This is a genomic window from Actinoplanes sp. NPDC049598, assembly GCF_040675435.1.
Lineage (GTDB): Bacteria > Actinomycetota > Actinomycetes > Mycobacteriales > Micromonosporaceae > Actinoplanes.
The window spans coordinates 84,641-108,313 of sequence record NZ_JBFAOX010000006.1; the positions used below are offsets into that span (position 1 = coordinate 84,641).

The 23,673-nt window shown below is 73.0% G+C and carries 17 protein-coding genes; 11 read left to right on the plus strand and 6 right to left on the minus strand.

Going from position 1 to position 23,673, the window contains the following annotated elements; genetic code table 11:
• Positions 1–2: 2 nt before the first annotated feature.
• From AB0J66_RS15940 to AB0J66_RS15950, 3 genes are read right to left on the minus strand one after another with little or no spacing between them, the layout of a single operon-like run.
• Positions 3–4,016, minus strand: a complete 4,014-nt coding sequence (locus AB0J66_RS15940; RefSeq protein WP_364660415.1) for a CHAT domain-containing protein — start codon at positions 4,014–4,016, stop codon at positions 3–5.
• Complete coding sequence (locus AB0J66_RS15945; RefSeq protein ID WP_364660417.1) at positions 4,016–5,881, minus strand: caspase family protein; 1,866 nt, start codon at positions 5,879–5,881, stop codon at positions 4,016–4,018. Before AB0J66_RS15945 ends, AB0J66_RS15940 begins: the two co-directional genes overlap by 1 nt.
• Entirely contained in the window at positions 5,878–7,149 is a 1,272-nt protein-coding gene (locus AB0J66_RS15950; RefSeq protein WP_364660419.1) for a hypothetical protein, read from the minus strand. The genes AB0J66_RS15945 and AB0J66_RS15950 overlap by 4 nt, the downstream gene beginning before the upstream one ends.
• Positions 7,150–7,431: 282 nt before the next feature.
• Between AB0J66_RS15950 and AB0J66_RS15955 the strand changes: the two genes are divergently transcribed.
• The 8 genes from AB0J66_RS15955 (at position 7,432) to thrS (ending at position 16,252) form a co-directional block, all read left to right on the plus strand.
• The gene (locus AB0J66_RS15955) at positions 7,432–7,851 is read left to right on the plus strand and encodes a hypothetical protein (RefSeq protein WP_364660421.1); all 420 of its coding nucleotides are present in this window, start codon (positions 7,432–7,434) and stop codon (positions 7,849–7,851) included.
• A 17-nt stretch (positions 7,852–7,868) separates the two neighbouring features.
• Complete coding sequence (locus tag AB0J66_RS15960; RefSeq protein ID WP_364660423.1) at positions 7,869–9,635, plus strand: hypothetical protein; 1,767 nt, start codon at positions 7,869–7,871, stop codon at positions 9,633–9,635.
• A 1-nt stretch (position 9,636) separates the two neighbouring features.
• Positions 9,637–9,810, plus strand: coding sequence for a hypothetical protein (locus AB0J66_RS15965; protein WP_364660425.1), 174 nt, complete (start codon positions 9,637–9,639; stop codon positions 9,808–9,810).
• A 2-nt stretch (positions 9,811–9,812) separates the two neighbouring features.
• Complete coding sequence (locus tag AB0J66_RS15970; protein WP_364660427.1) at positions 9,813–10,355, plus strand: hypothetical protein; 543 nt, start codon at positions 9,813–9,815, stop codon at positions 10,353–10,355.
• A 10-nt stretch (positions 10,356–10,365) separates the two neighbouring features.
• Complete coding sequence (locus tag AB0J66_RS15975; protein WP_364660429.1) at positions 10,366–11,928, plus strand: AAA family ATPase; 1,563 nt, start codon at positions 10,366–10,368, stop codon at positions 11,926–11,928.
• A 536-nt stretch (positions 11,929–12,464) separates the two neighbouring features.
• Complete coding sequence (locus AB0J66_RS15980; RefSeq protein WP_364660431.1) at positions 12,465–13,127, plus strand: hypothetical protein; 663 nt, start codon at positions 12,465–12,467, stop codon at positions 13,125–13,127.
• Between the two features lie 449 nt (positions 13,128–13,576).
• Positions 13,577–14,128 (plus strand): hypothetical protein, encoded by a 552-nt coding sequence (locus AB0J66_RS15985; protein WP_364660432.1) that lies wholly within the window; start codon positions 13,577–13,579, stop codon positions 14,126–14,128.
• Between the two features lie 84 nt (positions 14,129–14,212).
• The gene (gene thrS / locus AB0J66_RS15990) at positions 14,213–16,252 is read left to right on the plus strand and encodes a threonine--tRNA ligase (RefSeq protein WP_364660434.1); all 2,040 of its coding nucleotides are present in this window, start codon (positions 14,213–14,215) and stop codon (positions 16,250–16,252) included.
• Here the strand turns inward: thrS and AB0J66_RS15995 are convergent.
• A complete protein-coding gene (locus AB0J66_RS15995) occupies positions 16,228–16,476 on the minus strand; it encodes an SCO4226 family nickel-binding protein (RefSeq protein ID WP_364660436.1) in 249 nt (82 codons plus the stop codon). The two genes, thrS and AB0J66_RS15995, sit on opposite strands and share 25 nt — an antisense overlap.
• 82 nt (positions 16,477–16,558) lie before the next feature.
• On the opposite strand from AB0J66_RS15995, the gene AB0J66_RS16000 reads away from it, so the two are divergent.
• A complete protein-coding gene (locus tag AB0J66_RS16000) occupies positions 16,559–19,318 on the plus strand; it encodes an AAA family ATPase (protein WP_364660438.1) in 2,760 nt (919 codons plus the stop codon).
• Positions 19,319–19,322: 4 nt separating this feature from the next.
• On the opposite strand, the gene gap is transcribed toward AB0J66_RS16000, so the two are convergent.
• Entirely contained in the window at positions 19,323–20,318 is a 996-nt protein-coding gene (gap, locus tag AB0J66_RS16005) for a type I glyceraldehyde-3-phosphate dehydrogenase (RefSeq protein WP_364660440.1), read from the minus strand.
• Positions 20,319–20,382: 64 nt separating this feature from the next.
• Positions 20,383–21,333, minus strand: a complete 951-nt coding sequence (locus tag AB0J66_RS16010) for a helix-turn-helix domain-containing protein (RefSeq protein ID WP_364660442.1) — start codon at positions 21,331–21,333, stop codon at positions 20,383–20,385.
• A 121-nt stretch (positions 21,334–21,454) separates the two neighbouring features.
• Here AB0J66_RS16010 and AB0J66_RS16015 point away from each other — a divergent pair, with 121 nt between their 5' ends.
• Positions 21,455–23,008 carry a GAF domain-containing protein gene (locus AB0J66_RS16015; RefSeq protein WP_364660444.1) on the plus strand — a complete coding sequence of 518 codons (1,554 nt, stop codon included), beginning with the start codon at positions 21,455–21,457 and terminating at the stop codon, positions 23,006–23,008.
• Between the two features lie 27 nt (positions 23,009–23,035).
• Positions 23,036–23,656 carry a carbonic anhydrase gene (locus AB0J66_RS16020; RefSeq protein WP_364660446.1) on the plus strand — a complete coding sequence of 207 codons (621 nt, stop codon included), beginning with the start codon at positions 23,036–23,038 and terminating at the stop codon, positions 23,654–23,656.
• The last annotated feature ends 17 nt before the right edge of the window (positions 23,657–23,673 follow it).

The following is a 23,673-nucleotide window of genomic DNA, read 5'->3' on the forward strand; positions in this document are numbered from 1 at the left end:
CTTCAGACGCCCTGGTGGGTAAAACCGGCCCAGCACAAGGGATCGGCCAGGCGGGGGCTGGTGCCGTGGCGGGCCAACTCGGCCGGCATGGTCGGGGGTACGGCTCGGTCGGGGTCGAGCATCCACAGTTGGGCCTGGCGCAGGGCGTCGGCCGGGGAGCAGCGGCCGGTGTTGAGGTGGTGGTGCACCAGGAACATCAGCAGGGACGTCTCCTCGTCGGGGACGCGCCACAGGGACCCGAAGACGGTACGGGCGCCGGCCGACAGGAACGCGGTGGCCAGGCTGAACGCCTCGTCGTGGCGGGCGCCGACGACGCCGGTGGTGCAGGCGGCCAGGAAGACCTGCTCGATCTCCAGTTCGGCCGTACGGGACGCCTCCAGCAGCTGCCGGGCGGTCAGCCGCCCGCCGGCCAGGCGCAGGCCGGTGTCGCCGGGGTGTTCCGGGTCGGCCTGGCCGTGGCAGGCCAGGTGCAGCAGGGACGGGCCGGGGGCGGCGGCGGCCACCCACGCCAGCACCTGCCGGGGCGAGCCGTCGGCGCGGCCCAGGAAGGTGCCGTCCGGGTAGAAGACATCACCGATCGCGCGGGCCTCCGCTCCGGCCGCCGGCAGGTCACCGGTCGGATCACCGACGACCAGGACCGACTTGACCTCCCGGGCCGTCTCGCGCGCGCTCTGGGCGAAGGCTCGCCCCGAGACGGCGTACGAGATCACGGCCTGCTCGATCGCATAGCGGCGCCGCTCGCCGTCGTTGCGGTACGCCGCATGCCACGGCACCGCCGCCAGCGGCCCGGTCGGCACCAGCACGAGCCGAGCCGGCCGCCCCAGCTCCCACCCCCGGACGTGCCGCAACACCGCGCTCATGGCCGCCGACCACGCCCACCGGCACAGCTCGTCCGGCCCCGCCGAGGCCGTCTCCGGTGCCCCGCTGACCTCGCCCGCGTCCCGCCCGCCACCGGGGGCCGGGGCGATAGGCCAGGCGCCGCCGTGCGGCGGCACGCCATGGGGAGTAAGGGCGCCGTCGGGAGTCGGGGCGGTGTCTCGGGTGGGGCCGTGGAGGGCGGTGGTGTGCTGGGCGAAGGCGGAACCGCGGTTGGTGCGCAGGCCGGGCAGGATCAGAACCCTGGTGTCGCCCCGGACCGGCACGATGACCGCGCAGCCGGGCTGGTCGCCCGCGGTGGGCAGCAGGTAGACGAGCGCGTCGGTCTCGGTGGCGGCCAGGGCGACCCGGATGTCGTGTGTGGATCCGAACTCCGGGGTACCCAGCTGCAGCGCGTGCAGGACCTCGGAGCGCAGGTCGTCCGGCACCTCGAAGACGCGCGCGCCGGGCATCCCGCGCAGCGCCCCGCCGGTGACCATGTCGCCGCCGTAGCCGGCCGACGTGCGCCACCGGTCGGCCAGGTCGGGCCGGCCGGCCAGGACGAGCCGGTCGGCGATGGTGCGCGAGTTGGTCGCGGCCTGCAGCATCAGGCCCCGGCCGGCGTCGACGGCGGCCACCAGGTCGTCGTAGGCCCCGTCGGCCCGGCACCAGCCGGCGACCCGGCGGGCCGCCTCGCCGGCGTCAGCCGCGGCCAGCACCGCCTCGTCCGTGCCGGCCTGCAACAGCACCTGCCAGCCGAAGCCGTGCAGCCCGACCAGGCCCCAGCGGCGCGACTCGGCCGGGTCGGCGCCGTCGCGGTGCCGCAGGGCCTCGGCCCGGACCAGCGCGAACTGCGACCACAACGGGGCCCGGGGTCCCTCGGCGATACCCAGGCCCTCGGTGGCCCATCCGATCACCCGTTCCGCGGTCGGCTGGTCCCTGGGCTCGTCGCGCAGCAGGCCGATTCCGACCTGGCAGCCCAGCCCGAGCGCCATCAGGCGGAAGGCGTGACCGGGAGGCAGGACGTCGAGGAGTTCGCCGACCCGGTCGGCGGCCTCGCGCATCGTCACCACGTCGTGCCGGACCACCGCCGACCCGCACACTGCGGGCAGGGCGATCAGGGCCGCGCCGGCCGCGGTGACGTCGCCCGGCGGGATCGGTGCGCGGTCGACCGGCCGATACACGCCGTCCGCGCCGGACATGATCGATTCGATCAGGCTGAGCATCGGGGTGAGGGAGGCCCGCAGCGCGTAGGAGGCCGGCAGGTCCCGCAGGCGTTCGAGCATCGCCCGCAGGTCGCCGTGGGCACCGGCGTCGCCCTGACGAGCCCGGTCGATCAGGGCGAACCCGTCGGCCATGAGCTCGTCCTCGGGGTCGCCGGAGGCGCGCATCTGGTCGATCGCCGTAGCCAGTAGCCGCCGGTCGCCGCCGTGGATGGCCTTGGCCGCCAGGAAGATCGGTGTAAGCCCCTCGATCGTGCGGCGAACTTCGGGATCGTCCTCACCGTCACGTAGGGGCGCGAGCAACTGCTGGAGGCCGTTGCCGGGGTCGCCACCGCCGCTCAAGGCGCGGTCGAGGTAGCGGGCGAGGGCCTCGACGCTGTCCAGCCGGCGGTCCCACTCCGGCGGCTTGTCGGTACGGGTACGCGCGAAGGCAACCATCTCCAGCATCCACGCTGGGTCGCTGAGCTCGGGATACTCCTGCCAGCCGTAGCCGACGTCGGCCGCCATGACCGCGGCGAGCGCGGCCCGCTCGTCGTGGTCGCCGAGGCCGCTGTCGAACACGGCCCGGGCGGCCGCGATGTGGTCGAGCATGGTGGAGGCATACTGGGCGGAGGTAGTCGTGTGACTGGTTTCTTCGGCCAGTACCAGGGCCTGGGTGAGGTCGAGACGCTCGCGGTGGGCGTAAAGCAGCCACTCCGGCCAGGGCGGGTCGGCGATGCCGCGGTCGAGACACTCGGCCGCGCGGTGCAGATCGGCCGGGTCGTCGGCCAGGCCGGCCCGCAGTCGGTAGGCCAGGCCCAGCGCCCACCAGCACGGCTCGCCCTCGGCGGCGGCCCGTTCGAGCCAGGTCACCGCCTCGGTGGCGTCGCCGGTCGAGGACTGCCGTTCGGCCCGCTCGCCGAGCAGCCGGCCGCAATCGGCCATGCCGCCCGGCTCCGGCACGTCGGCCAGGGCGGCCCGCCAATGGTCGATGGCCCGGTCCAGATCGGACTCATCGGCCCGCGTGTCCCAGCGTTCCTGGTAGGCACAGGCCAGCGCGTGGCGCACCACGGGGTCGCCGTCCTCGCCGCCGCGCCGGCCGGCCTCGATCGCCCGGTCGGGGTCGGGCTGCGGTCCGAAAAGATGGAGGAAGCACAGATCGGCACAGGCCTGGGCGTGGAAGGGCCCGTCCGGGTCGGCGGCCTCGACGGCTGGCCCAAGCACGGCGACGGCGGCCTCGAGATCGGCCGGATCGTCGGTCAGCGTGGCGATCCGCCCGAGCGTCATCCCATAGGCCAGCCGCGCCTCCGGCGACCCGGTCGTCACCTCGGCCGCGATCAGCGCGATCTCAGCGGCAACCGCCCGCGCCAGCGCTTCTGCGGAATCGGGCGGCGCGGGACGGGCGGCAGACCCGGGCGGCGCGGGACGGGCGGCAGACCCGGGCGGCGCGGGACGGGCGGCAGACCCGGGCGGCGCGGAAGGTATCGCGGGTCCAGGCGGCGCGGAAGCCACGGCGGGCCCGGGTGGCGCGGGGACGTCCGATGGGGCGGGTCGGTGGTTGGCGAGCAGGATGGTGGTCAGGCGGGCGTGGTGGGCGTGGGCGAGGTCGCCCAGCTCCTCGTCGCGCAGCTCGCCGGGGATGAGGGCGTCGGCGGCGAGCCGGCCCGCGGTGATGGCGTCGGTCCAGGCCGCTGGGTCGCCGGTTCGGTCGGCGCGCTCTCGGTGGATCATCGCGATGGCGTGCAGCCACCAGGCCAGGCCGTCGCCGCCGGCCGCGATCGCCGCCTCGTAGTGGGCTAACGCGCGGTCGAGGTGGGCCAGGTCCGGATCCGCTTCGTAGCGGTCGAGGCACTGGTCGCCGAGATCACCGTGGTCGGTCACGGGGGCGCCGAGGGTGCCGGGGCCGCCCGCAGAGCCGAGGGGGCCCGGGTCGTCCGGCAAAGAGGCGTGGTTGGTCATCACGGGACGGTGGTGATCACGGTGAGGGTGGTGGTGGCCCAGTCGTAGACGTCGGTGGGGGTGGCGTCGCCGGCGTCGCGGGTCATGGCGACCCGGGGGAGCACACCACGGCGGACCGCGTCGTCGAGGGCGTCCTGTTCGAATGGGCGGGCGGCGAACTCCTGCTCGGCGACGATCAGTTTGACCCGGTCGCGGACCTGCGCACCGCGGGTGGGCGGCACGCCGCCGGGCAGGCTGAACTGGACCGGGCGGCCGTTGAGGGCGGCCCCGACGAGACCCGGGCCCACGAACGCGCCGGGGAACAGGGAGGCGTGGACGCGGTAGCGCTCGGTCAGGTTCAGCAGTACGCAGTAGAGCGAGCGGCCGGTCGTGTTGTGCAGGCGCAGGAAGGCGGTGGGCGGCGTCGGCGTGCCGTTGCGCCAGGTGTACGCCAGCTGGATCAGGCCGTCGGCGTCGGGTCGTTCGGGCAGGCGGTGCAACGACGCCTGGGTCTCGCCGGGGCCGGCGGCGACGATCTCCAGACGGACGGCGCCGGCCAGGGGCGAGCCGGGGTTCTCGAGCGCCTGCACCTGACGCCAGCGGGCGATGTGCTCGCCGGCGCGGACCGCGCGCCGGGCGAGATCCGGGCCGTGCAGGTCGGGCGCCACGGGAAGCTCGCCGGCGCCCAGGATGCGTACGGCTCCGGTCTGGTCTTGGGAAAAGCGCAGGTCGGGGACCTCGCCGCGTGCGGTGTCGGCGATCCGCAGGAACGGCGAGCGTTCGACCAGTTCGGCCAGCTCGGCCGAGCCGGCCACGTCGACCGCCAGGTGCGCCTCCGGCAGTTGCGTGACCACGACCGGGTACTGCCGCTCGGGGTCGGGCTGCCAGCCGTCCGGCTCGACCACCGAGCGGTCGAGCGACACCGCCGTCACCCGGGCCGGGCGGACCGGGCCGTCACCGGCGACCGCGACGCGCAGCGGGCCGGGCGTGGCGGGCGGCATGCCGTGGCAGCTGCCGGCGTCGATCTCCCACCGGTGGTCCAGGTGGCGCATGGTGATCCGGGAGGCCGCCGCGCGTAGTGCGCCGCCGAGGAAGGGCTGGTCGGCCGGGACGTCGCCGGCGAGCTGGGGCGCCTGGAACTGGGTGCGGTCCTCGACCGTGCAGCGGGCGGCGGCCAGCAGCTCGCGGTAGGTGGCGTGCGGGCCGAGCTGGTTGAGCGCGCGCAGCAGGGCCCAGCTGAAGACGCCGTGCGGGACGTCGTCGAGCGGGAACTCCTGGGCCAGTTGGTCGGCGCGGCAGGCGGCGAGCAGCACGTGCCGGCTGGTGTCGGGCAGCGCGTCCCAGCCGCCGTGCAGCTCGGGGATCAGGGTCTCGGGCCGGGGCGCCCGGGTGGCGGGCGAGACGCGGCGGGCCCGGGCCGTGGCCTCGGGAATCTCGCGGGTGACACCGCCCGAGTGGCAGCTGTCCATGACGGCCGCGACGTGGGCGCCGGTCGCGGCGACCTGGTCGAGGAGCACGGCCAGCTCCTTGTCGTACAGATCGGGGACGTCGCCGTCGCGCGAGTCGGCGCAGACCAGGCTCTGCACCAGGCCCTCCGACTCGCGGGCCCACAGCTCGGGCGGCACCGGCGCCTCGGAGCCGTGCCCGGCGTACCAGAGGACGGCGGTGTCGCCGGCGCCGGCCCGGCCGAGGTGGGCCCGGATGGCGTCGATGATCGCGGCGCGGGTCGCCTGCTCGTCGTACAGCTCCCGGACTTGAAGGTCACCGACCCGCGAGCGCAGGTAGGCGAGCGCCGCCACGGCGTCGTTGCGGGCGCCGGTCAGCGAGCCGACCGTGGCCGCGCGGTACTCGTCGATGCCCACGATCAGGGCGTACACCGTGCTCACGCGGCCCCCTCCGGCACGTAGATCCAGCTGCGCTCCTGGAAACCCTTGGCCGGCAGGTCGACGGTGACCGGCCGGAACGCCGCCGGCGGCGGATCGTCTCCTGTGGACAGCACGTCGGCGTAGAGCACGTCGGGCACGCCGAGCACGTAGTCGGCCGCCGGGTGCTCGACGACCGCGGCCCGCAGCGGGGGCGAGTCGAGCAGCCGGTGCACGGCGGTCGCGGCCCGGCCGACCCAGCCGTTGTCGGCCTCGCGCACCAGGCCGCGGTGCAGGGCCAGCCGCAGGCGCATCCGGTCGTCGGCGGTGGCGTTGCGGGCGGTCAATGCGGTCGCGATGCCGCGCAGCAGGCGGGGCACGGCGGCGGCCTCGTCCAGCCCGATCGGCAGCACGGTGAACTGGCCGTCGCCCTGCGGCTGCGGGTCGACCTCGCCCGGCGTCACCCCGGCCGCCGCGCGGCCCTCGGCCAGGATCCGGACCAGGTCGTGCTGGAGGCGGGCGGACGCGTCGGGGCCGTGACCGCTGTAGCCGACGATGTCGGCCGCCATGCACAGGCGTACGGCCGCGGCCTTGTGAAGCGAAGGGCCGGGAACCGGGGCCGTGAAACGGATCCGGTCGGTGGCGGAGAGGCGGCGGCGCACGCGGCCGGACAGGTCGAGCTCGGCCTCGAAGGCGCCGGACAGCTCGGCCAGCGCGGCGGGGACCTCGAGAACGGCGTGGACGGCATAGGTTCGGGGCAGCAGCGGCGTGCCCCGGCGGTCGTGGTAGCGCCAGCCGAAGCGGGGGCTGTGGACGCCGGTCGTCCAGGCGGGCGGCCGGTCGTCGCGCGTCCGCAGGCGGTCCAGCAGCGAGGCCGGGGCGGCGCGGGCGGTCCGGTCGCCCAGGGGTGAGGCGATGCCGTCGGCGAGCAGGCCCAACTGCTCGGCCCCGGCATGCACGGCTACGGCGGTGACGCCGGCGTTCTCCAGGTCGACCGTGAAGCGGGCCGTCGCGTACCGGTGGCCGGCCGGCGCCGGGTCGAGGTCGAAGGCGAACAGCGCCCCGAGGTAGCGCGCGCCGGGTGCCGACAGGGCCGGCGGAAGGTCGGCCGCCTCCACCGGATAGAGCCGCGGGCGACCGAACCGGACACCGACGCGCAGCCGCTCGTCACCGCGTGACCCAGAATCAGTCAACTGGGTGTCGGTGAGCACCTCATCCGTTCGTAGTAATTCGTCCTGATGAAACGCGGATTCGGTCGCCGTCAATTGTTCGGCGCTTTCCGGGCGGGGCATGGGCGGCATCCTTGCACGCGGGCAAGGAGCACGGCAAGGAAGCCCGAAGTCCACTTTGATCAACTACGCGGCGACCCATCTGTGCAGGCAGACTGCACTAGCCCGTTCGGACAGTCCACTTCGTCGATCATCATCCGGATGCGGTACCGCAGTGGTTTCGATGGTCGACTGAAAGGATCTGTTGCTTTTCCCGGCGGCGGCGTTAGGCTCCCGGCACAGCCGCCCCATTAAAGGCTATCCCCCGGGAGAAGAATGGAATTCGCGCGACGGCGCCGTGTGGACATGGGCCTCGATCTCCGGTCGGCCACCACCGGTCAGCAGAGCCAGCAGATCCGCCCCGGGCAGAAGATCAGCCGCAAGCCGCGCCACGCCGGTCTCTTCGAGGCGGTCCACCGGCTCGACGCCGGCCTCGACCAGGGGGCCCGCGCGCAGCTGTCCGAGTGGATCCGAGCCGAGTACGAGAGCGAGTTCGGCGACGTGCCGCTGGGCATGTTCGCCCTCTGCCACCTCGGCCCGCCCTACATCGACCACCGGCTCGACCTGTGGCAGTCCATCGTCGAGCACTACGCGCCGGCCGACCTCGTGCCGGAGCCCTTCAACCAGGCCCGGATGCTCGTGCGCACGGGCGCGTACGACTTCGTCGAGATCTACGCCAGCGGGGAACTCCGGCCGGTCCTCAAAGACGGCTCCGTCGTCGCCTGAAAGGTTTACGAGAACACATGAGCGACCACGATCCCCTTGTCCGCCAAAAGATCAAAGAGGTTCAGGAGGTCGTCCTCCGGCTCGAGCAGGGTGTCGGCCAGGTGGGCATGCAGGTCGCCCAGGTCGGCCAACGGGCCGAGGAGACCAACGACCGGCTGCAGAAGCTGTCCCAGGCCTTCGAGTCGTACGTGCTGCAGGCCGAGCGCACCGCGAACGTGCAGCGCTCCGAGACCCGCATCGGCGTGGTCGAGGGCCAGATCGAGCACCAGTTCGGCCACTACAAGGTGGTCCGCCGGGTCGCCACCGGCATGCTGCAGGGCTTCGACCTGGGTCTGGTCTCGGACGAGACGCTGCGCGACGTCGGCGAGCAGCTGATGATCGAGACGCCGCGCTACTGGCTGGCCCCGGTGCTGGTGGCGCTGCGGTCGTGGCTGGCCGACGACCAGGTCCAGTGCGAGCGGGCGGTCCAGGAGGCGTTCCGGCGCTCACCCAGCCGTACCTCGCTGTTCATGGCCTTGATGTTGCGCCGGCAGGGCCGGGTGGAGAGCTCGCTGCGCTGGCTCAAGCACTACCTGGCCGCGCTCGACCCGAACGAGCTCGGCCGCGAGTTCGCGGTGATCCTGGAGTCGGTGTCGCAGGGCGCGTTCGGCCCGGCCGGTGTGGAGATCGTGCAGGAGCGGCTGAACGTGTGGCGGGCCCAGCTGCTCAGCGACGAGAGCCGCGAGCAGGCCCAGGTCACCCGGTGGCGGGCCGAGCTGGAACGGCACGTCGGCCCGTCCTCGGCCCAGCGTTTCCCGCGGCTGGCCGGGGTCAGCCCGCAGTGGCCGCAGATGGACCAGGCGCTGGCCAAGGCGGCCGCGCACGACTCGCTGATCGCCAAGTACTCGGCCATGTCGGCCGAGGAGCCGGCCGCCCGCGAACGCCTCGAGGACCAGGTCGACGACATCCTCGACCGGCTGGTCACCGGCTACGACGAGGAGGAGCTGCCGCTGCGCCGCGAGCTCGCCCAGCACCACGCGGTCGTCCGCCACCACGGCGACCTGAACGCGGCCCAGCACGACCTCGACACCGATCTGCTCGCCCTGGACCGCCGGCTCGACTACCTGACCATCCAGTCGGAGTCGGCCCTCAACCCGGAGAAGCTCGGCGTCACCCGGGCCACCCAGCGGATGGCCGTCTCGTCCTGCCACTCGTGGTTCGAGCAGGCACACGCCGGTTACAGCCGCGACTACCGGGCCACCCTGCCGGCCAACGTGGAAGCGGTCTTCGAGAGCTCGCACAACGCGGTCGGTCAGGTCTTCCGGCTGCCGCGCTGGGTCGGCTCGTTCACCCAGCCGATCGAGGAGCTCGAGCGCTCACTGTCGGCCCACTGGGACCGGGCGACGCGGCCGTTCATCGACAGCCTGGCCTACAAGTGGGGCGTCAACCTGATCGCGCCGATCGCCGTCACCGTGGTGCTGTTCATCTGCGCCGGCGTCTCCGGGACACCGGCCCTGTTCGTCCTGCCGCTGCTGGTCGCGGCCATCTGGGGCGGGATCCTGTGGTGGCAGTCGCAGAACGCGGCCGCCCGCCAGAAGGAAGCGGAGGACGTCATCCAGCTGGCCAAGCTGGACTCCCTGCAGCAACTGCGCGGGGCCGCGGCCGAGGTCGTCGACTGGTCGGGCGCCTTCCGGCAGGCCGACAGCCGAGAGCCGGCCGTACGGGCCCTGATCGCCGACCTGGCCACGGCCGGCAACGCCCCCTCCCCCTACGAGCGGCGCGTCGGCGCCCCGGCTGGAGCCTGACATGAGCGACGCCTTCCCCAAGCGCACCGACGACGCCGAGGACGTGCCCTGGGCCCGCCAGGCCACCCACCAGGAGCCGGCCACCACCCGCACCCGGCAGTACGTGCGCACCCTGCCGTCGTGGGATCCGCTGCCGCCGGGCGAGATCCTGGTCAACCGGCACCGGCGGGACTGACCATGTTCGTCACCGGCGGGCACTACCAGGCCTGGGCCACGTTCCTCGAGCGCTGGGGGGCCGGCGAGAACCTCGACCCGGCCACCCTGCCCCCGCTCACCCCGGCCGACTTCGCCGGCGACAGCTGGCAGCGGCTGGCCGACCGGATCACCGGCGCCCTCGACCAGCGGCTCACCGCCTGGTCGGACACGCTGGCCCGGGAGCTGCCGGCCGCCCGCGACGAGTTCGCCGCGGCCCGGGCCCTCAACCACGCCCGCTGGTCGCTGCCGCCGATCCGCGCCCTGGCGTCGGCCCCGGCCATTCCCGAGGAGCTGCGCCACAAGCTCGTCGAGATGGTCGACAACCTGGTCGCCGCGGTCCAGCAGCAGATCGACGAGCAGGTCCAGGGCCTGCGCTCGTCCGGCGCGCCCAGCTCGGCCATCGAGGCCCGGCTGCGCACGGTCCGCGACAACCCTTTGACCGCGGTCACCCGCGGGCCGCACGTCACGGGCGACGGCTGGGGCGGCGACCCGACCGCCACCCCGCGCCGCCGCGTGATCCTCTGAGGAAGAAGCCATGTCGAACTACGCCGAGTCGCTCCGGGACCTGGACAGCTACATCTCCGCCCGGGTGCCCATCATCGGGGTGCGCAGCATCGAGCAGGTGCGGGCCTTACGCCTGGTCAAGCAGGTGGCGGCCGGTCCGCGGCGGGCCAGCCTGCCGTTCTGGGTCTACACCCGGGCCACCGGCCTGCGCGACCTGCGGACCAACACCCCGGCCCAGGAGGACCGGTCGCTGACCGGGGCCATGGACTTCGCGGCGGCCCAGTTCGCCAGCCGGGCCCAGGCCACGGTCATCTTCGTGGACCCCGAGAACCTGAGCGACGACAACACCGCCAGCCGGCACGTGGCCGAGCTGGCCCGGCTGGCCGACGCCAACTCGGGCAGCGTCATCATCGTCACCGACACCCCGCTCTGGGGCGGCCTCGAACGCCTCGGCATGAGCGTCACCCTCGACCTGCCCGACGCCACCGAGATGTACGAGGTGATCGTCGAGTTCCTGCGCGACCACCACGGCGTGGTGCCGATCGCCTGGACCGACCAGGACGCCCGCCGGGCCGCCGAGTTCCTGGTCGGCGTCCCCGAGGGCACCGCCGTCAACGTGATGGCGACCCTGGTGGCCAAGGGCTCGGTCGAGCGCGACGACGTCGAGAAGCTGGCCGAGTTCAAGGACAAGCACTTCGGGGCCCTGGCGGGCCTGGAGCGGGTACGCCTGCGTGAATCCGAGACCGAGGTCGGCGGGCTCAGCAGCCTGCGCGAGTGGCTCCGCCGTAAACAGCGCATCATCTCGGCCGACCTGCGTGGCACCGAGTTGCGGCCGCCCCGCGGTGTGCTGCTGGTCGGTGTGCCCGGCTGCGGGAAATCACTGTCGGCCAAGGCCATCGCGGCCGAGTGGCGGCTGCCGCTCTACCGGCTCGACCTGGGCGCGATCCTCGGCCAGTACGTGGGCCAGTCCGAGGGACGGCTGCGCGAGGCCCTGGACACGGCCGACCGGCTCGCCCCGTGCGTGCTCTGGATCGACGAGATCGAGAAGGGTCTGGCCGGGCAGAACGACAGCACCGGGGTCAACCGGCGCCTCGTCGGGCAGTTCCTGTTCTGGCTGCAGGAGTCCCGGCACCGGGTCTTCGTGGTGGCGACCAGCAACGACGTCCGGTCGCTGCCGCCCGAGCTGCTGCGCAAGGGCCGCTTCGACGAGCTGTTCTTCGTCGACCTTCCGGACCCCGAGGACCGCCAGGAGATCATCGGCATGTACTACCGGCGGTACCTCTCCCAGCCGCCGGCCCCGGAGCTCGTGGACAAGCTGGTCGGGCTCTCGGAAGGGTTCGCCGGGGCCGACATCGAGGCGGCGCTGCACGAAGTGGGCGAGCACGTCTACCTCAACGGCGCCGAATCGCTGCGGGCCGAGTTCGTGATGGACACCTTCACCAACACGATGCCACTGAGCCGCACCAACCCGGAGCAGATCGAGGAGATCCGGGGCTGGGGCCGCGACCGGGCCGTCCCGGCCGGGCGGCCGGCGGTCACGGCGCCGAACGCGACCGGCCACCGCGGCCGGCGAGTCATGGTCTTCGGGGACTGATCAGCATGACCGACAACAACGGATCCGGCGGCCTGTGGGACCTGAACTCCCTGGTCAACCACGGCGACGACGCGCACTCACCGGGCTCGCCGGCCTCGCCGCCGCCCCCGCCGCCGAGCGAGCCGCCGCCGGGGTGGCGGCCGCCGCCACCCCGGGCCGAGCCCGCGCCACCCCGGGCCGAGCCCGCGCCACCCCGGTCCGAGCCCGCGCCACCCCGGTCCGAGGCTGCGCCACCCCGGTCCGAGGCTGCGCCGACTCCGGCGCCGCCGTGGGCGACGCGCGAGCCGGCCGCCGCTCAGCCTCCGCCGATTCAGTCGCCGCCGGCTGAGACCCCGCCGACTGAGGCTCTGCCGACTCAGCCCTCGCCGCCGGTTCAGCCCTCGCCGCCGACTCAGCCGCCGCCGGGGTGGCAGCCGCCGGAGTGGCAGCCGACGCCCCGGCCCGAGCCGTCGGCGAACCCGGCGCCGCCCTGGACCACCCCCGGCCCGGCCGCCGCTCCCCCCGGGCCTCCGCCGCCGCGGCGGGTGAGCAACGGGATGATCGTCACCGCGGTTGTGGCGGTGGTGCTGCTCCTGGCCACCGCCGGGACGATCGCGGCCCTGCGCTCCGGCGACGACCAGCCTCCGGCCGCGCAGCAGCAGGTGTCCACCGGGCAGGCGGCCAACGCGGACGAGGGCGTGCCGATCACCGAGCAGCCCGAGCCGACCTTCGCCGAGCCGGAGCCGACGCCGACCCAGATCGAGACGACCGAGGCGCCGCCGACGACCGAGGTCGCCACGGTCGACCCCGAGCAGGCCGCGGCGGCCCAGCTCGAGCAGATCTGGAGCGAGGATTCCGGCCAGGTCTCCTTCCAGGGCCAGTACGCCGCGCAGATCGCCTCCAAGTACCCCGGCATCTACGACAAGCTGCAGACCACGGCCGGTGGCTCGCACACCTTCAACGCGACCGACATCCTGGACGAGCACCGCACCCTGCGCGACGCCCACACCAGCGCCGAGCACCCGATCGTGCTGGTCAAGAGCACGGATTACAGCAAGCGGCAGACGGTCGACGGGCACTTCTTGTGGGTGACGTTCGCCATCGGCAGCTTCCCGAACGCCGCCGCCGTGCACTCGTGGTGCGACGCGCAGTTCGCCAGCCTGTCCGCCGCCCAGCGCGAGAACCAGTGCGCGGTCCGCCGGCTGAACCCGGGCCAATGAGCGACACGCCGCCCCCGTGGGCCACCCCGCGCCCGGGGGATGACCCGCGCCCGCCTCCGAGTGCAGGCAACGACCCACGCCCAACCCCGACTGCGGGCGACGTGCCGCACCCGGCGCCCGGCGCAGGCAACGTGCCACACCTGGCGCCCGACGCAGGCGACGTGCCCCACGCGGTGCCGGGTTCGAGCGTCGAACCGGGGGCAGCGGTGTCCAGTACCGGCCCCGCGCCTTGGACAGTGCCGGTCGCCCGTGCCGATCTCGGAGCGATGCCGAAGTCCGGCGCCAAGCCTTCAGCGGTGCCGCGGCGACGGTCGGAGCCGCGGACGGGCTCGTCACCGGCGGTGGGGGCGATGCTTGGTCCGGGCGCGCCACCTGCTCCCGGACCATCGCCGGCAACTCCGGGGCCACCCTTGGGGCGGCGGCCGCCGCCGCTGCCGGCCGAGACGAACGTGACGCAGGCGGCGAGCATTGACCCGGCGGCGCCGGCGGCGGGGCTGGTCGGGTTGATCTCGGGGCCGGTCGCGATCAGCCGGGACGACCGGGACGTGCGCAAGTCGCCTGTTCTGGTCGCCGTGGCTGCGGCGGCGGGGCTGGCTGTGGCCGTCACAGGGGTGCGCGCCGTGCTCGGCGACGTGGGCCGGCCGGGCTTGCTGCTGGGGATCGTGCTGCCACCCGTACTGCTGGGTGCTGTGTTCTTGGCCCTGCACCTGACCCGGAGGGACGTCCGGCAGTTCAGCGTGCGGACCACCGCCGGCCAGACGATCTTCTGCACGATGCGGGACGGTGGGCCGGCCGATGCGCTGCGGCACAACGACATCGTTCGGGTGACCATGGGCCGGGGTGACCGCGTACGGGCCGTGGAAGTGCTGGCCGGGCTGTCCGGTCCGACCGTGCGGCGGCTCGCCGCGCGCCCGGCCCTCGCGGCTGCCGACTGGCTGGGTTACGCGGCCGCCGCCGTTCTGGTGATCATCGCCGTCGCGCCGCTGGCCGGCGCCGGCTAAAAGCTTGCTGCCTCATCGCGGGAATTTCCGGGCGGATAGCATCGTCAAGGCTTACCCATGCTTTTTCTCGCGAAGGAGAACACCGTGTCCGCACCCCGTACCCCCGCTGTGGCCGACCCTCTCGTCGTCCCGGCCGGGACTACGGCCGCCGACGCGGTGGCCGCAGCCGGCCTGCCGACGACGGGCCCCAAGGCGGTCGTCGTCGTCCGGGACGCCTCCGGCCGCCTGCGCGACCTCGACTGGCAGCCCGAGCTCGACACCGACGTGACCCCGGTCGCGATCGACGAGCCGGACGGGCTCAACGTGCTGCGCCACTCGGCCGCGCACGTGCTGGCCCAGGCCGTGCAGGACGTCTTCCCCGAGGCCAAGCTCGGCATCGGGCCGCCGATCACCGACGGCTTCTACTACGACTTCGACGTGCCCAAGCCGTTCCAGCCGGAGGACCTGCAGAAGCTCGAGAAGCGCATGCAGGAGATCGTCAAGGCGGGGCAGTCGTTCCGCCGGCGCGAGTACAAGTCGCTCGAAGAGGCGAAGGTCGAGCTGGCCGGCGAGCCGTACAAGCTGGAGCTGGTCGACCTCAAGGGTGACGTCGACGCCAACGAGGTCATGGAGGTCGGCCACGGCGAGCTGACCCACTACGACAACCTCGACAAGGACGGCCAGCGTGTCTGGGGCGACCTCTGCCGCGGCCCGCACCTGCCCACGACCCGGCTCATCCCGGCGTTCAAGCTCATGCGCTCGGCCGCCGCGTACTGGCGTGGCAGCGAGAAGAACCCGCAGCTGCAGCGCATCTACGGCACCGCCTGGCCGTCGCGGGACGAGCTGAAGGCGTACCTCACCCGCCTCGCCGAGGCCGAGCGCCGCGACCACCGCAAGCTCGGCACCGAGCTCGACCTGTTCTCCTTCCCGGACGAGATCGGCAGCGGTCTGGTGGTGTTCCACCCCAAGGGTGGCGTCATCAAGCGCGAGATGGAGGACTACGTCCGGGCCCGCCACATCGAGGAGGGCTTCCAGTACGTCAGCTCGCCGCACATCACCAAGGAGGGGCTGTTCCACACCTCCGGGCACCTGCCGTACTACAAGGACACGATGTTCCCCCCGATGGAGCTCGAGGGGGCGAACTACTACCTCAAGGCGATGAACTGCCCGATGCACAACCTGATCTTCAGGTCACGCGGGCGGTCCTACCGTGAGCTGCCGCTGCGCTTCTTCGAGTTCGGCACGGTCTACCGCTACGAGAAGTCGGGCGTGGTGCACGGCCTGACCCGGGTGCGCGGCCTGACCCAGGACGACTCCCACTCGTACGTGACCGCCGAGCAGGCGCCGGGCGAGATCAAGCACCTGCTGAACTTCGTCCGCTCACTGCTCGACGACTTCGGCCTGGACGACTACTACCTGGAGCTGTCGACCCGCGACCCGAAGAGCGACAAGTTCATCGGCTCGGACGAGCAGTGGGCGGTCGCGACCAAGGTCCTCGAGGACGTGGCCACCGAGTCCGGACTGGAGCTCGTGCTCGACCCGGGCGGCGCCGCCTTCTACGGCCCGAAGATCTCGGTCCAGGCCAAGGACGCGATCGGCCGTACGTGGCAGATGTCGACCATCCAGTACGACTTCAACCAGCCGGCCCGCTTCGGCCTCGAGTTCCAGGCCGCCGACGGCACCCGCCAGGAACCGGTCATGATCCACTCGGCCAAGTTCGGCTCGATCGAGCGGTTCTTCGGCGTGCTGGTCGAGCACTACGCGGGCGCGTTCCCGGCCTGGCTGGCCCCGGTCCAGGTGGTCGGCATCCCGATCCGCGACGACCACGCCCCGTACCTCGAAGAGTTCGTCGCCAAACTGCGCCGGCAGGGCATCCGGGCCGAGGTCGACCACTCCACCGACCGCATGCAGAAGAAGATCCGCACCGCCCAGCAGCAGAAGATCCCCTTCATGGCGATCGCCGGCGACGACGACGTCAACGGGGGCACGGTCTCCTTCCGCTACCGCGACGGCTCGCAGCGCAACGGCGTCGCCCTCGACGACGCCGTCGCCCACGTGGTCGAGATCGTCCGCTCCCGGACGAACGTCAGCCCGTCGTTCGCCGCTGCTTCCTCCGACGATCAGACCTCGGCGGTCAGCTCGTAGACCTCGGTGGTCGGGTGGCCGGCGCGTTCGTGGACGCGCATGACGGCCTCCTTGCTCGGCCCGGTGCTCAGGCAGAAGACCTTGCCCGACTCCGGGTCGAGCCAGGCCCGCTCGAAGTGGACGCCCTCCTCGCCCTCGATCTTCAGGTCGGCGTCGTGGGCCTCGCTCAACTGCTCGGGGGTGACGCCGTGGAATCCGCTGTGTACATCCATGAATTTCGCCATGTCCTCAGTCTTGGCGGGGGCCGCCGGTCGGACATCGGTCAGAGCACCTAAGAAGCCGACGTCGTAGACCTAAAGTCGCGGGGTGACGCTCAGCAGCCCCATGCTCGTCGGGCGCGACGATCTTGTCGCGCTGGCCGATCGGCGGCTGGCCGCGCCCGCGGGCGAGCTGCTCTTCCTGGCCGGCGAGGCGGGCATCGGGAAGACCCGGCTGCTCGGTGAGATCGTCCGGCGGGCCCGGGCCCTGGGGTACGCCGTGCTTGCCGCCGGGGCCTCGCCCGGTGACACCGAGATCGCGGGTGGGCTGCTGGCCGACCTCGGAGCCGAGATGCGCCGCGACCCGGGCCGGCGGGCCGCCGGGGAGCGCCTTCAGCAGCGCCTGCACGAACTGTCCGACGGTGACCAGCACCGGCAGCGGCGTCTGCTGGCCGCCGATCTGGCCGACCTGATCGCCGGACCCGCGCCGGCGGGCGTGCTCGTCGCTTGTGAGGATCTGCATTGGGCGGATGACCTCACCCTTGATGTCATCGGCCGGCTCGGGGCGCGGGCGAAGCAGATGCGGCTGCTCGTGGTCGGCACCTATCGCAGTGACGAGTTGTATCCCCGGGTGCCGATGCGGCAGTGGCGGACCCGGCTGCTCACCCAGCGCCTGGCCGAGGAGGTGCGGCTGCCCCGCCTCGGCGTCGAAGACACCGCGGCGATGGCGGCGGCGATCACGGGGGCCGCTCTGCCGCGCGCCGTCACCGCCTCGGTGTACGCCCGCAGCGACGGGATCCCGCTGCACGTCGAGGAGTTCCTGGCCGCCGGCGGGGTGGTGGGGGACGAGGTCCCGGAGACGCTGGCCGATGCTGTGCTCGCGCGGGCCGCCCAGCTGTCGCCGTCGGCACGGGCGCTGGCCGAGGTGGCCTCCGTGCTCGGGCGGTCGTTCGATCTGGATCTGCTGACCGCGATCACCGGCGACGGGCCGGAAGCGGTGGATGACGGGCTGCGTGAGCTCACCTCGCTGTTCTTAGTGCAACCGCGGGCCGACCGGGACGGCTACGACTTCCGGCACGCGCTGATCCGGGACGCCCTCTACGCCGACATCACCCCGCACCGGCGGCGTGATCTGCACGCCCGGGCCGCCGCGGCGGCCACCGGGTTCCCCGACGCGTTCCTCAGCGACCAGTACGAGCGGGCCGGCCGCACCGATGAGGCGTTCCGGCACGCGCTGGCCGCCGCCACCGAGGCGTCGGCCATGTCCGCCCACCGGGAGGCGGTCGAGCTCTACCAGCGCGCCCGGCGCACCTGGCCGGCCGGGCTGCCCCCGGCCGAGCGGGCCGATCTGCTGGCCGCCCTGGCCGCCGAGCTGGCCGCCGTGGACGACAACACCGCCGCCGCAGCCGCCTACGAGCAGGCGCACCGGCTGCGTCTCGACTTGGGCGACGGGCCCGGTGCGGCCGCCCTGCTGCCCGACTGGGTCGCCGTCCGCCACCTGCTCGGCGCCCACCTGGCCGAGCGCACGGCCAGTTTGCGCTCCGCGCTTCCCCTGGTCGCCGGCCGCCCGGCCGACCGTGCCCGCATCCACGCGGCCCTGTCCGCCGCCTACATGCTGGACCGGCAGCTGACCGAGGCCATCGAGGACGGCGAGTTGGCCCTCGCGCTGACCGACGACCAGCCGGCCCCACCGGAGAGCCGGCATCAGGTGCGGTGCGACCTGGACGCGACGCTGGGGTCGGTGTTTCTCTTTGCCGGGCGGATGGCGGAAGGTGCCGGTCTGCTGCGGACGGCGATCGCCCGGGCGGTTGAGCTGCGGCTCGAAGCGCAGGCGGCGCGGGCGTACCGGATGCTCGGTTCGAGCCTGTCGGTGCTGGTGGAGTATCGGGAGGCCGCCGCCGTGCTCGAGGCGGGGATCGGCTACGCCGCGCGGGCCGAGCGGATCAACGACGAGCACTACATGACCGCGCATCTCGCGCACGTGCGGTGGGCCACCGGCCGGTTCGCCTCGGCCGCCGAGCTGGCGTCGAGAGTCTTGGCCGACGGCGGCGGCATCACCACCGAGATCACCGCACGGCACGTGCTCGGTTATGTCGCGCTGGCCCGCGGCGCCCACGACGAGGCGACCGCGCACCTGGCCGAGGCCGAGAAGCTGGGCTCGGCCATGCGCGAGCTGCAGCGGCTCTCTCCCGCCGGGTGGGGTCAGGCCGAGGTGGCGCTCGCCCGCGGCGAGATCGCCACGGCCGTCGCCCGCTGCGAGGTGGGCTTCGAGGCCTCCGCGCGGGTGCGGGACGCGGCCTACCTCTTCCCGTACGTGGTCACGGGCACCCGCGCGTACCTGGCCGGCCCGGGAGCGACCGCGGCCCGCGACTGGCTCGCCCGCACCTCCGCGCTGCTGGGCGAACGGGCCATCCCGGGCACGCTCGGCGCCCTCGACCACGCCCTCGGCCTGATCCTGCTGCACGAGGGGCAGACCGGGAAGGCCCGCACCCACCTGGCCGCGGCCGCCTCGTTCTGGGCGTCGCGCGACCGCTTCTGGGAGGGCACAGCCGTCCGGCTCGATCAGGCCCGGTGCGCGACCCGTTCACGCCGGCCGGCGGCCGCCGCCGAGTTCCGGGCCGCGGCCGTCACCGCGTACAGCCAAGCGGGTCTCCCGGTCCTGACCTTGCCGCAGCCGGCGGCCGTCTCCGCCCTGTCGGCCCGCGAGATGGAGGTGGCGCGGCTGGTGGCCGAGGGCCGGACGAATCCGGAGATCGCCGCGGCCCTGACCATCGCCCCGAAGACGGCCGCCGCCCACGTCGAGCACATCCGCACCAAGCTCGGCGTCTCCCGGCGGGCCCAGATCGCCACCTGGGTGGCCGGGCAGTGAGCGCTCAGACCGCGAGCAGCTCCAGCGTGTCGATCACGCGGTTGGAGAAGCCCCACTCGTTGTCGTACCAGGCGACGACCTTGACGTGGCGGCCGTCGACGCGGGTCAGGGCCGAGTCGAAGATGGACGAGGCCGGGTTGCCGACGATATCGGAGGAGACCAGGGCGTCCTCGGAGTACTCGAGGATGCCGGCCAGCGGGCCGTTCGCCGCCGCGCGGTAGGCCTCCAGGATCTCCTCGCGGGTGACGTCGCGGGCCACCATCGTGTTCAGCTCGACGATGGAGCCGACCGGGATCGGGACGCGGATCGAGTCGCCGGAGAGCTTGCCGTCCAGCTTGGGCAGGACCTTGCCGATGGCCTTGGCGGCGCCGGTGGTGGTGGGCACGATGTTGACGCCGGCCGCGCGGGCCCGCCGGGGATCCCGGTGCGGGCCGTCCTGCAGGTTCTGCTCCTGGGTGTAGGCGTGCACGGTGGTCATGAAGCCGTGCTCGATGCCGGCCAGTTCGTCGAGCACGTGCGCGAGCGGGGCCAGCGCGTTGGTCGTGCAGGAGGCGTTCGAGACGATCGTGTGCGCGCTCGGGTCGTACGCCGAAGTGTTGACCCCGGGCGCGATGGTCACGTCGGCGCCGTCCGAGGGCGCGCCGACCAGCACCTTCCTGGCCCCCGCGTCGATGTGGGCCTTGGCCGCGGCCGCCGACGTGAAGCGGCCGGTGGCCTCCAGCACGACGTCGACGCCGAGCTCCTTCCACGGCAGGTTGGCCGGCTCGCGCTCGGCCAGCACCTTGATGCGCCGGCCGTCCACGACCAGCGTGTCCCCGTCGACGGTCACCGGGCGGCCGAGCCGGCCCGCCGTGCTGTCGAAGGCGAGCAGCCGGGCCAGCGCCGCCGGCTCGGCGAGATCGTTGACGGCGACGATCTCGAGCTTGCTGTCCCGTTCGAGCAGGGCGCGCAGCACGTTGCGCCCGATACGGCCGAATCCGTTGATCGCAATGCGTGTCATGCCTTAGAGACTTCCGCTCCCCGGAAGAACGTGACAGCGGCGTAAGCGCCATGGTCCGCAAGGATCACGCCACGAACGTATGCCGGTACTCGCTCGGGGTCGTTCCCAGGATCCGCCGGAAGTGCAGCCGCAGATTCGCCCCGGTCCCGAGCCCCACGTCACCGGCGATCTGCTCCACGCTGCGCTCCGAGCTTTCGAGCAGTTCCCGCGCCATGTCGATGCGGGCCCGCATCACCCACTGCATCGGCGTGTACCCCGTGTCCTCGGCGAATCGGCGGGAGAACGTACGGGCGGAGACTCTCGCATGCCGCGCGAGAGTCTCCAGCGTCAGCGGCTTGTCCAGCCGGTGCAGCGCCCACTCCCGCGTCGCCGCGAACCGCGCGCCCAGCGGCTCGGGCACGCTGCGTGGCACGTACTGCGCCTGACCACCACTGCGGTACGGAGCGGCGACCAGCCGCCGAGCCGCGTGGTTGGAGCGCGCCACCCCCAGATCGCCCCGCAGGATGTGCAGACAGAGGTCGATCCCGGACGCCGCCCCGGCGCTGGTGAGCACGCTGCCCTCGTCCACGAAGAGCACGTTCTCGTCGACCCGGACCTGCGGGTGCTTGGCCGCCAGCTGCCGCGTGTAATGCCAGTGCGTGGTCGCCCTCTTCCCGTCGAGCAGCCCGGTCGCCGCCAGCGCGAACGCACCCGTGGAGATCGCCGCCAGCCGCGTCCCGTTCGCGTGGGCCGCGCGCAGCGCCTCGACGACGGCCTCGGGCGGATCCTCCCGGTCCGGGTGGCGGTAGCCGGGGATGAAGGCGATGTCGGCCCACTCGAGCGCGTCCAGCCCGTCGGCCACGTGGTACGAGAGCCCGTCGCCACCGGTGACCAGGCCGGGATGCGCACCGCAGACCTTCACCTCGTACGGCATGCTGGCCCGCGTCGTGAAGACCTGGGCCGGGATCCCGACGTCGAGGGGCTTCGCCCCCTCCAGCACGAGGACGGCGACTCTGTTCAGGCGGGTGGCGGCCACGCATGAAAGCTAACCGCTCCGCTGAATCAGCAGACCATTTGTAAAAATTTCAAGTAAGGCCGGGCCGGGCCGATGGACAGGCTACTGAGCGGTAAGGTGCCGCTCTCCCGGAGGGAGCGGCGTGTTCCGAAGCGGCAGACAGAAGGCGACCGAGCAGCTGACCGAGGACCTGGCGGAGGCCCAGGCCGACCTGCAGGCGGTCACCGCGATCATGCGGGCCATGGAGAGCGCCCCCTCCCCCGAGAAGGCGATCGGCACCGCCCTTGATCTGGTTCGCAGCCTGTTCGGCTGGGCCTACGGCTCGTACTGGCAGCTCGATCCGGCCGGCAAGGTCCTCCGGTTCTCGCAGGAGAGCGGCAGCGTCAACGACGACTTCCGCCGGGTGACCCTGGAAGCGGCGTTCGCCGAGGGGGTCGGCCTGTCGGGGCGTACGTGGCGTCAGCGTGACCTGTACTTCGTCCGCAACATCGCCGACATGACCGACTGCGTCCGCGCCCCCGTCGCGGCCCGGGCCGGCGTGCGCAGCGGCATCTGTTTCCCGCTCATCGAGGACGGCCACGTCGTCGGCACGATGGACTTCTTCGCCACCGAGGAGCTGGACCCGTCCGAGGGCCGGCTGTCGGTCCTGCGGGCGGTCGGCCAGCTCGTCTCGGGGGCGCTGGCCCGCCTGCACGAGGCCGTCCGGCAGGAGAAGGCGGCCCAGGACGTCGAGGCCGTCTCCACCGTCATCCGCGAGCTGACCGAGGCCACCGGCCGCGACCAGGCCCTGCGGTCGGCGCTGGAGACCATCCGCAAGGACTTCGACTGGCAGTACGGCTCGTTCTGGCAACTGGACGAGAACGACGACGTCCTCCGCTTCGCGCTCGAGTCGGGCGACGCCGGCGAGGAGTTCCGCCGGGTCACCATGTCGGCCTCGTTCGCCAAGGGTGTCGGCCTGTCCGGCCGCGCCTGGGCCCGCGGCGACCTCGTGTTCGTCGAGGACCTCGGCGAGCTGACCGACTGCGTACGGCGTCCCGCCGCCCAGGCGGCCGGGGTCAAGTCGGGCGTGTGCCTGCCGATCAGGGTGGGCGGCCGGATCGTCGGCACCATGGACTTCTTCGCCACCCGCACGCTGATCATGTACCCGGGACGGGAGAGCGCCCTGCGCAACACCGCGTTCCTGGTCGGGCAGGCGCTGGAGCGGTTCACGGCGGCCGATCAGCTGCACAACGCCGGCCGCGAGCTGCTCGACTCCATCGCCGAGGTGGAGCGCAACGTCACCTCGGCGGCCACCGTGGCCGAGCAGGGTGAACGGCTCACCGTCGAGGCCAACCAGCAGGTGGCCACGCTCGGGCAGGCCAGCGCCGAGATCAACCAGGTGGTGAAGACGATCCAGTCGATCGCCGCCCAGACCAAGCTGCTCGCGCTCAACGCCACGATCGAAGCGGCCCGGGCGGGTGAGCTCGGCAAGGGCTTCGCCGTCGTGGCCGGCGAGGTGAAGGAGCTGTCGAGCGAGACCGAGCGGGCCACCACCGAGGTCAGCGCGAAGGTCGGCGCCATCCAGGCCCGGGTGGACGCGGTCACGGCATCGCTGGCCGAGATCCACACGGCCGTCGGTGAGATCAACCAGACGCAGAAGCTGATCAGCGGCGTGCTCACCGAACAGGTCGCCACCACCGGCGCCATCCTCAACTGAATCCCCCACCAGACCCGGAGTTCCCCCATGACTTCTCCTCACCAGTCCCCCTGGGCCCGCCTGCAGGAAGGCAATCTGCGCTGGCGAGAGGACCACAGCACCGCTTCCGGTGACCGCGGCGCGAGCCGCCGCGCCCAGATCACCGAGTCCCAGTCGCCGTTCGCGCTGATCCTCGGCTGCTCGGACTCGCGGGTCCCGGCCGAGATCCTGTTCGACCAGGGTCTGGGCGACCTGTTCGTGGTCCGCACGGCCGGGCACGTGCTCGACACGGCCGTGCTGGGCTCGGCCGAGTACGCGGTCGACGTCCTCGGTGTCTCCCTGATCGTCGTGCTGGGTCACGAGTGCTGCGGCGCGGTCGCGGCCGCGACCAACGTCCTGGACAACGCGACCGTCCCGCCCGGCTACATCCGCGACATCGCCGAGCGCATCGCCCCGCACGTGCTGCGCGCCCGCAAGGACGGCGCGGTGACCCCGGCCGAGATCTGCGGCCAGCACGCCCTGCACACCCTCGACCGCCTGCGGCAGCGATCGTCCAGCATCGACGACGCCCTGCGCCGGGGCACGGTCCAGGCGGTGCCCGCCCTCTACAGCCTGACCACCGGAGCCGTCATCGAGGTGACGCCCGCCCTGGCGACGGCGGCCGCCTGACGCTGCTCGGGCCCCGA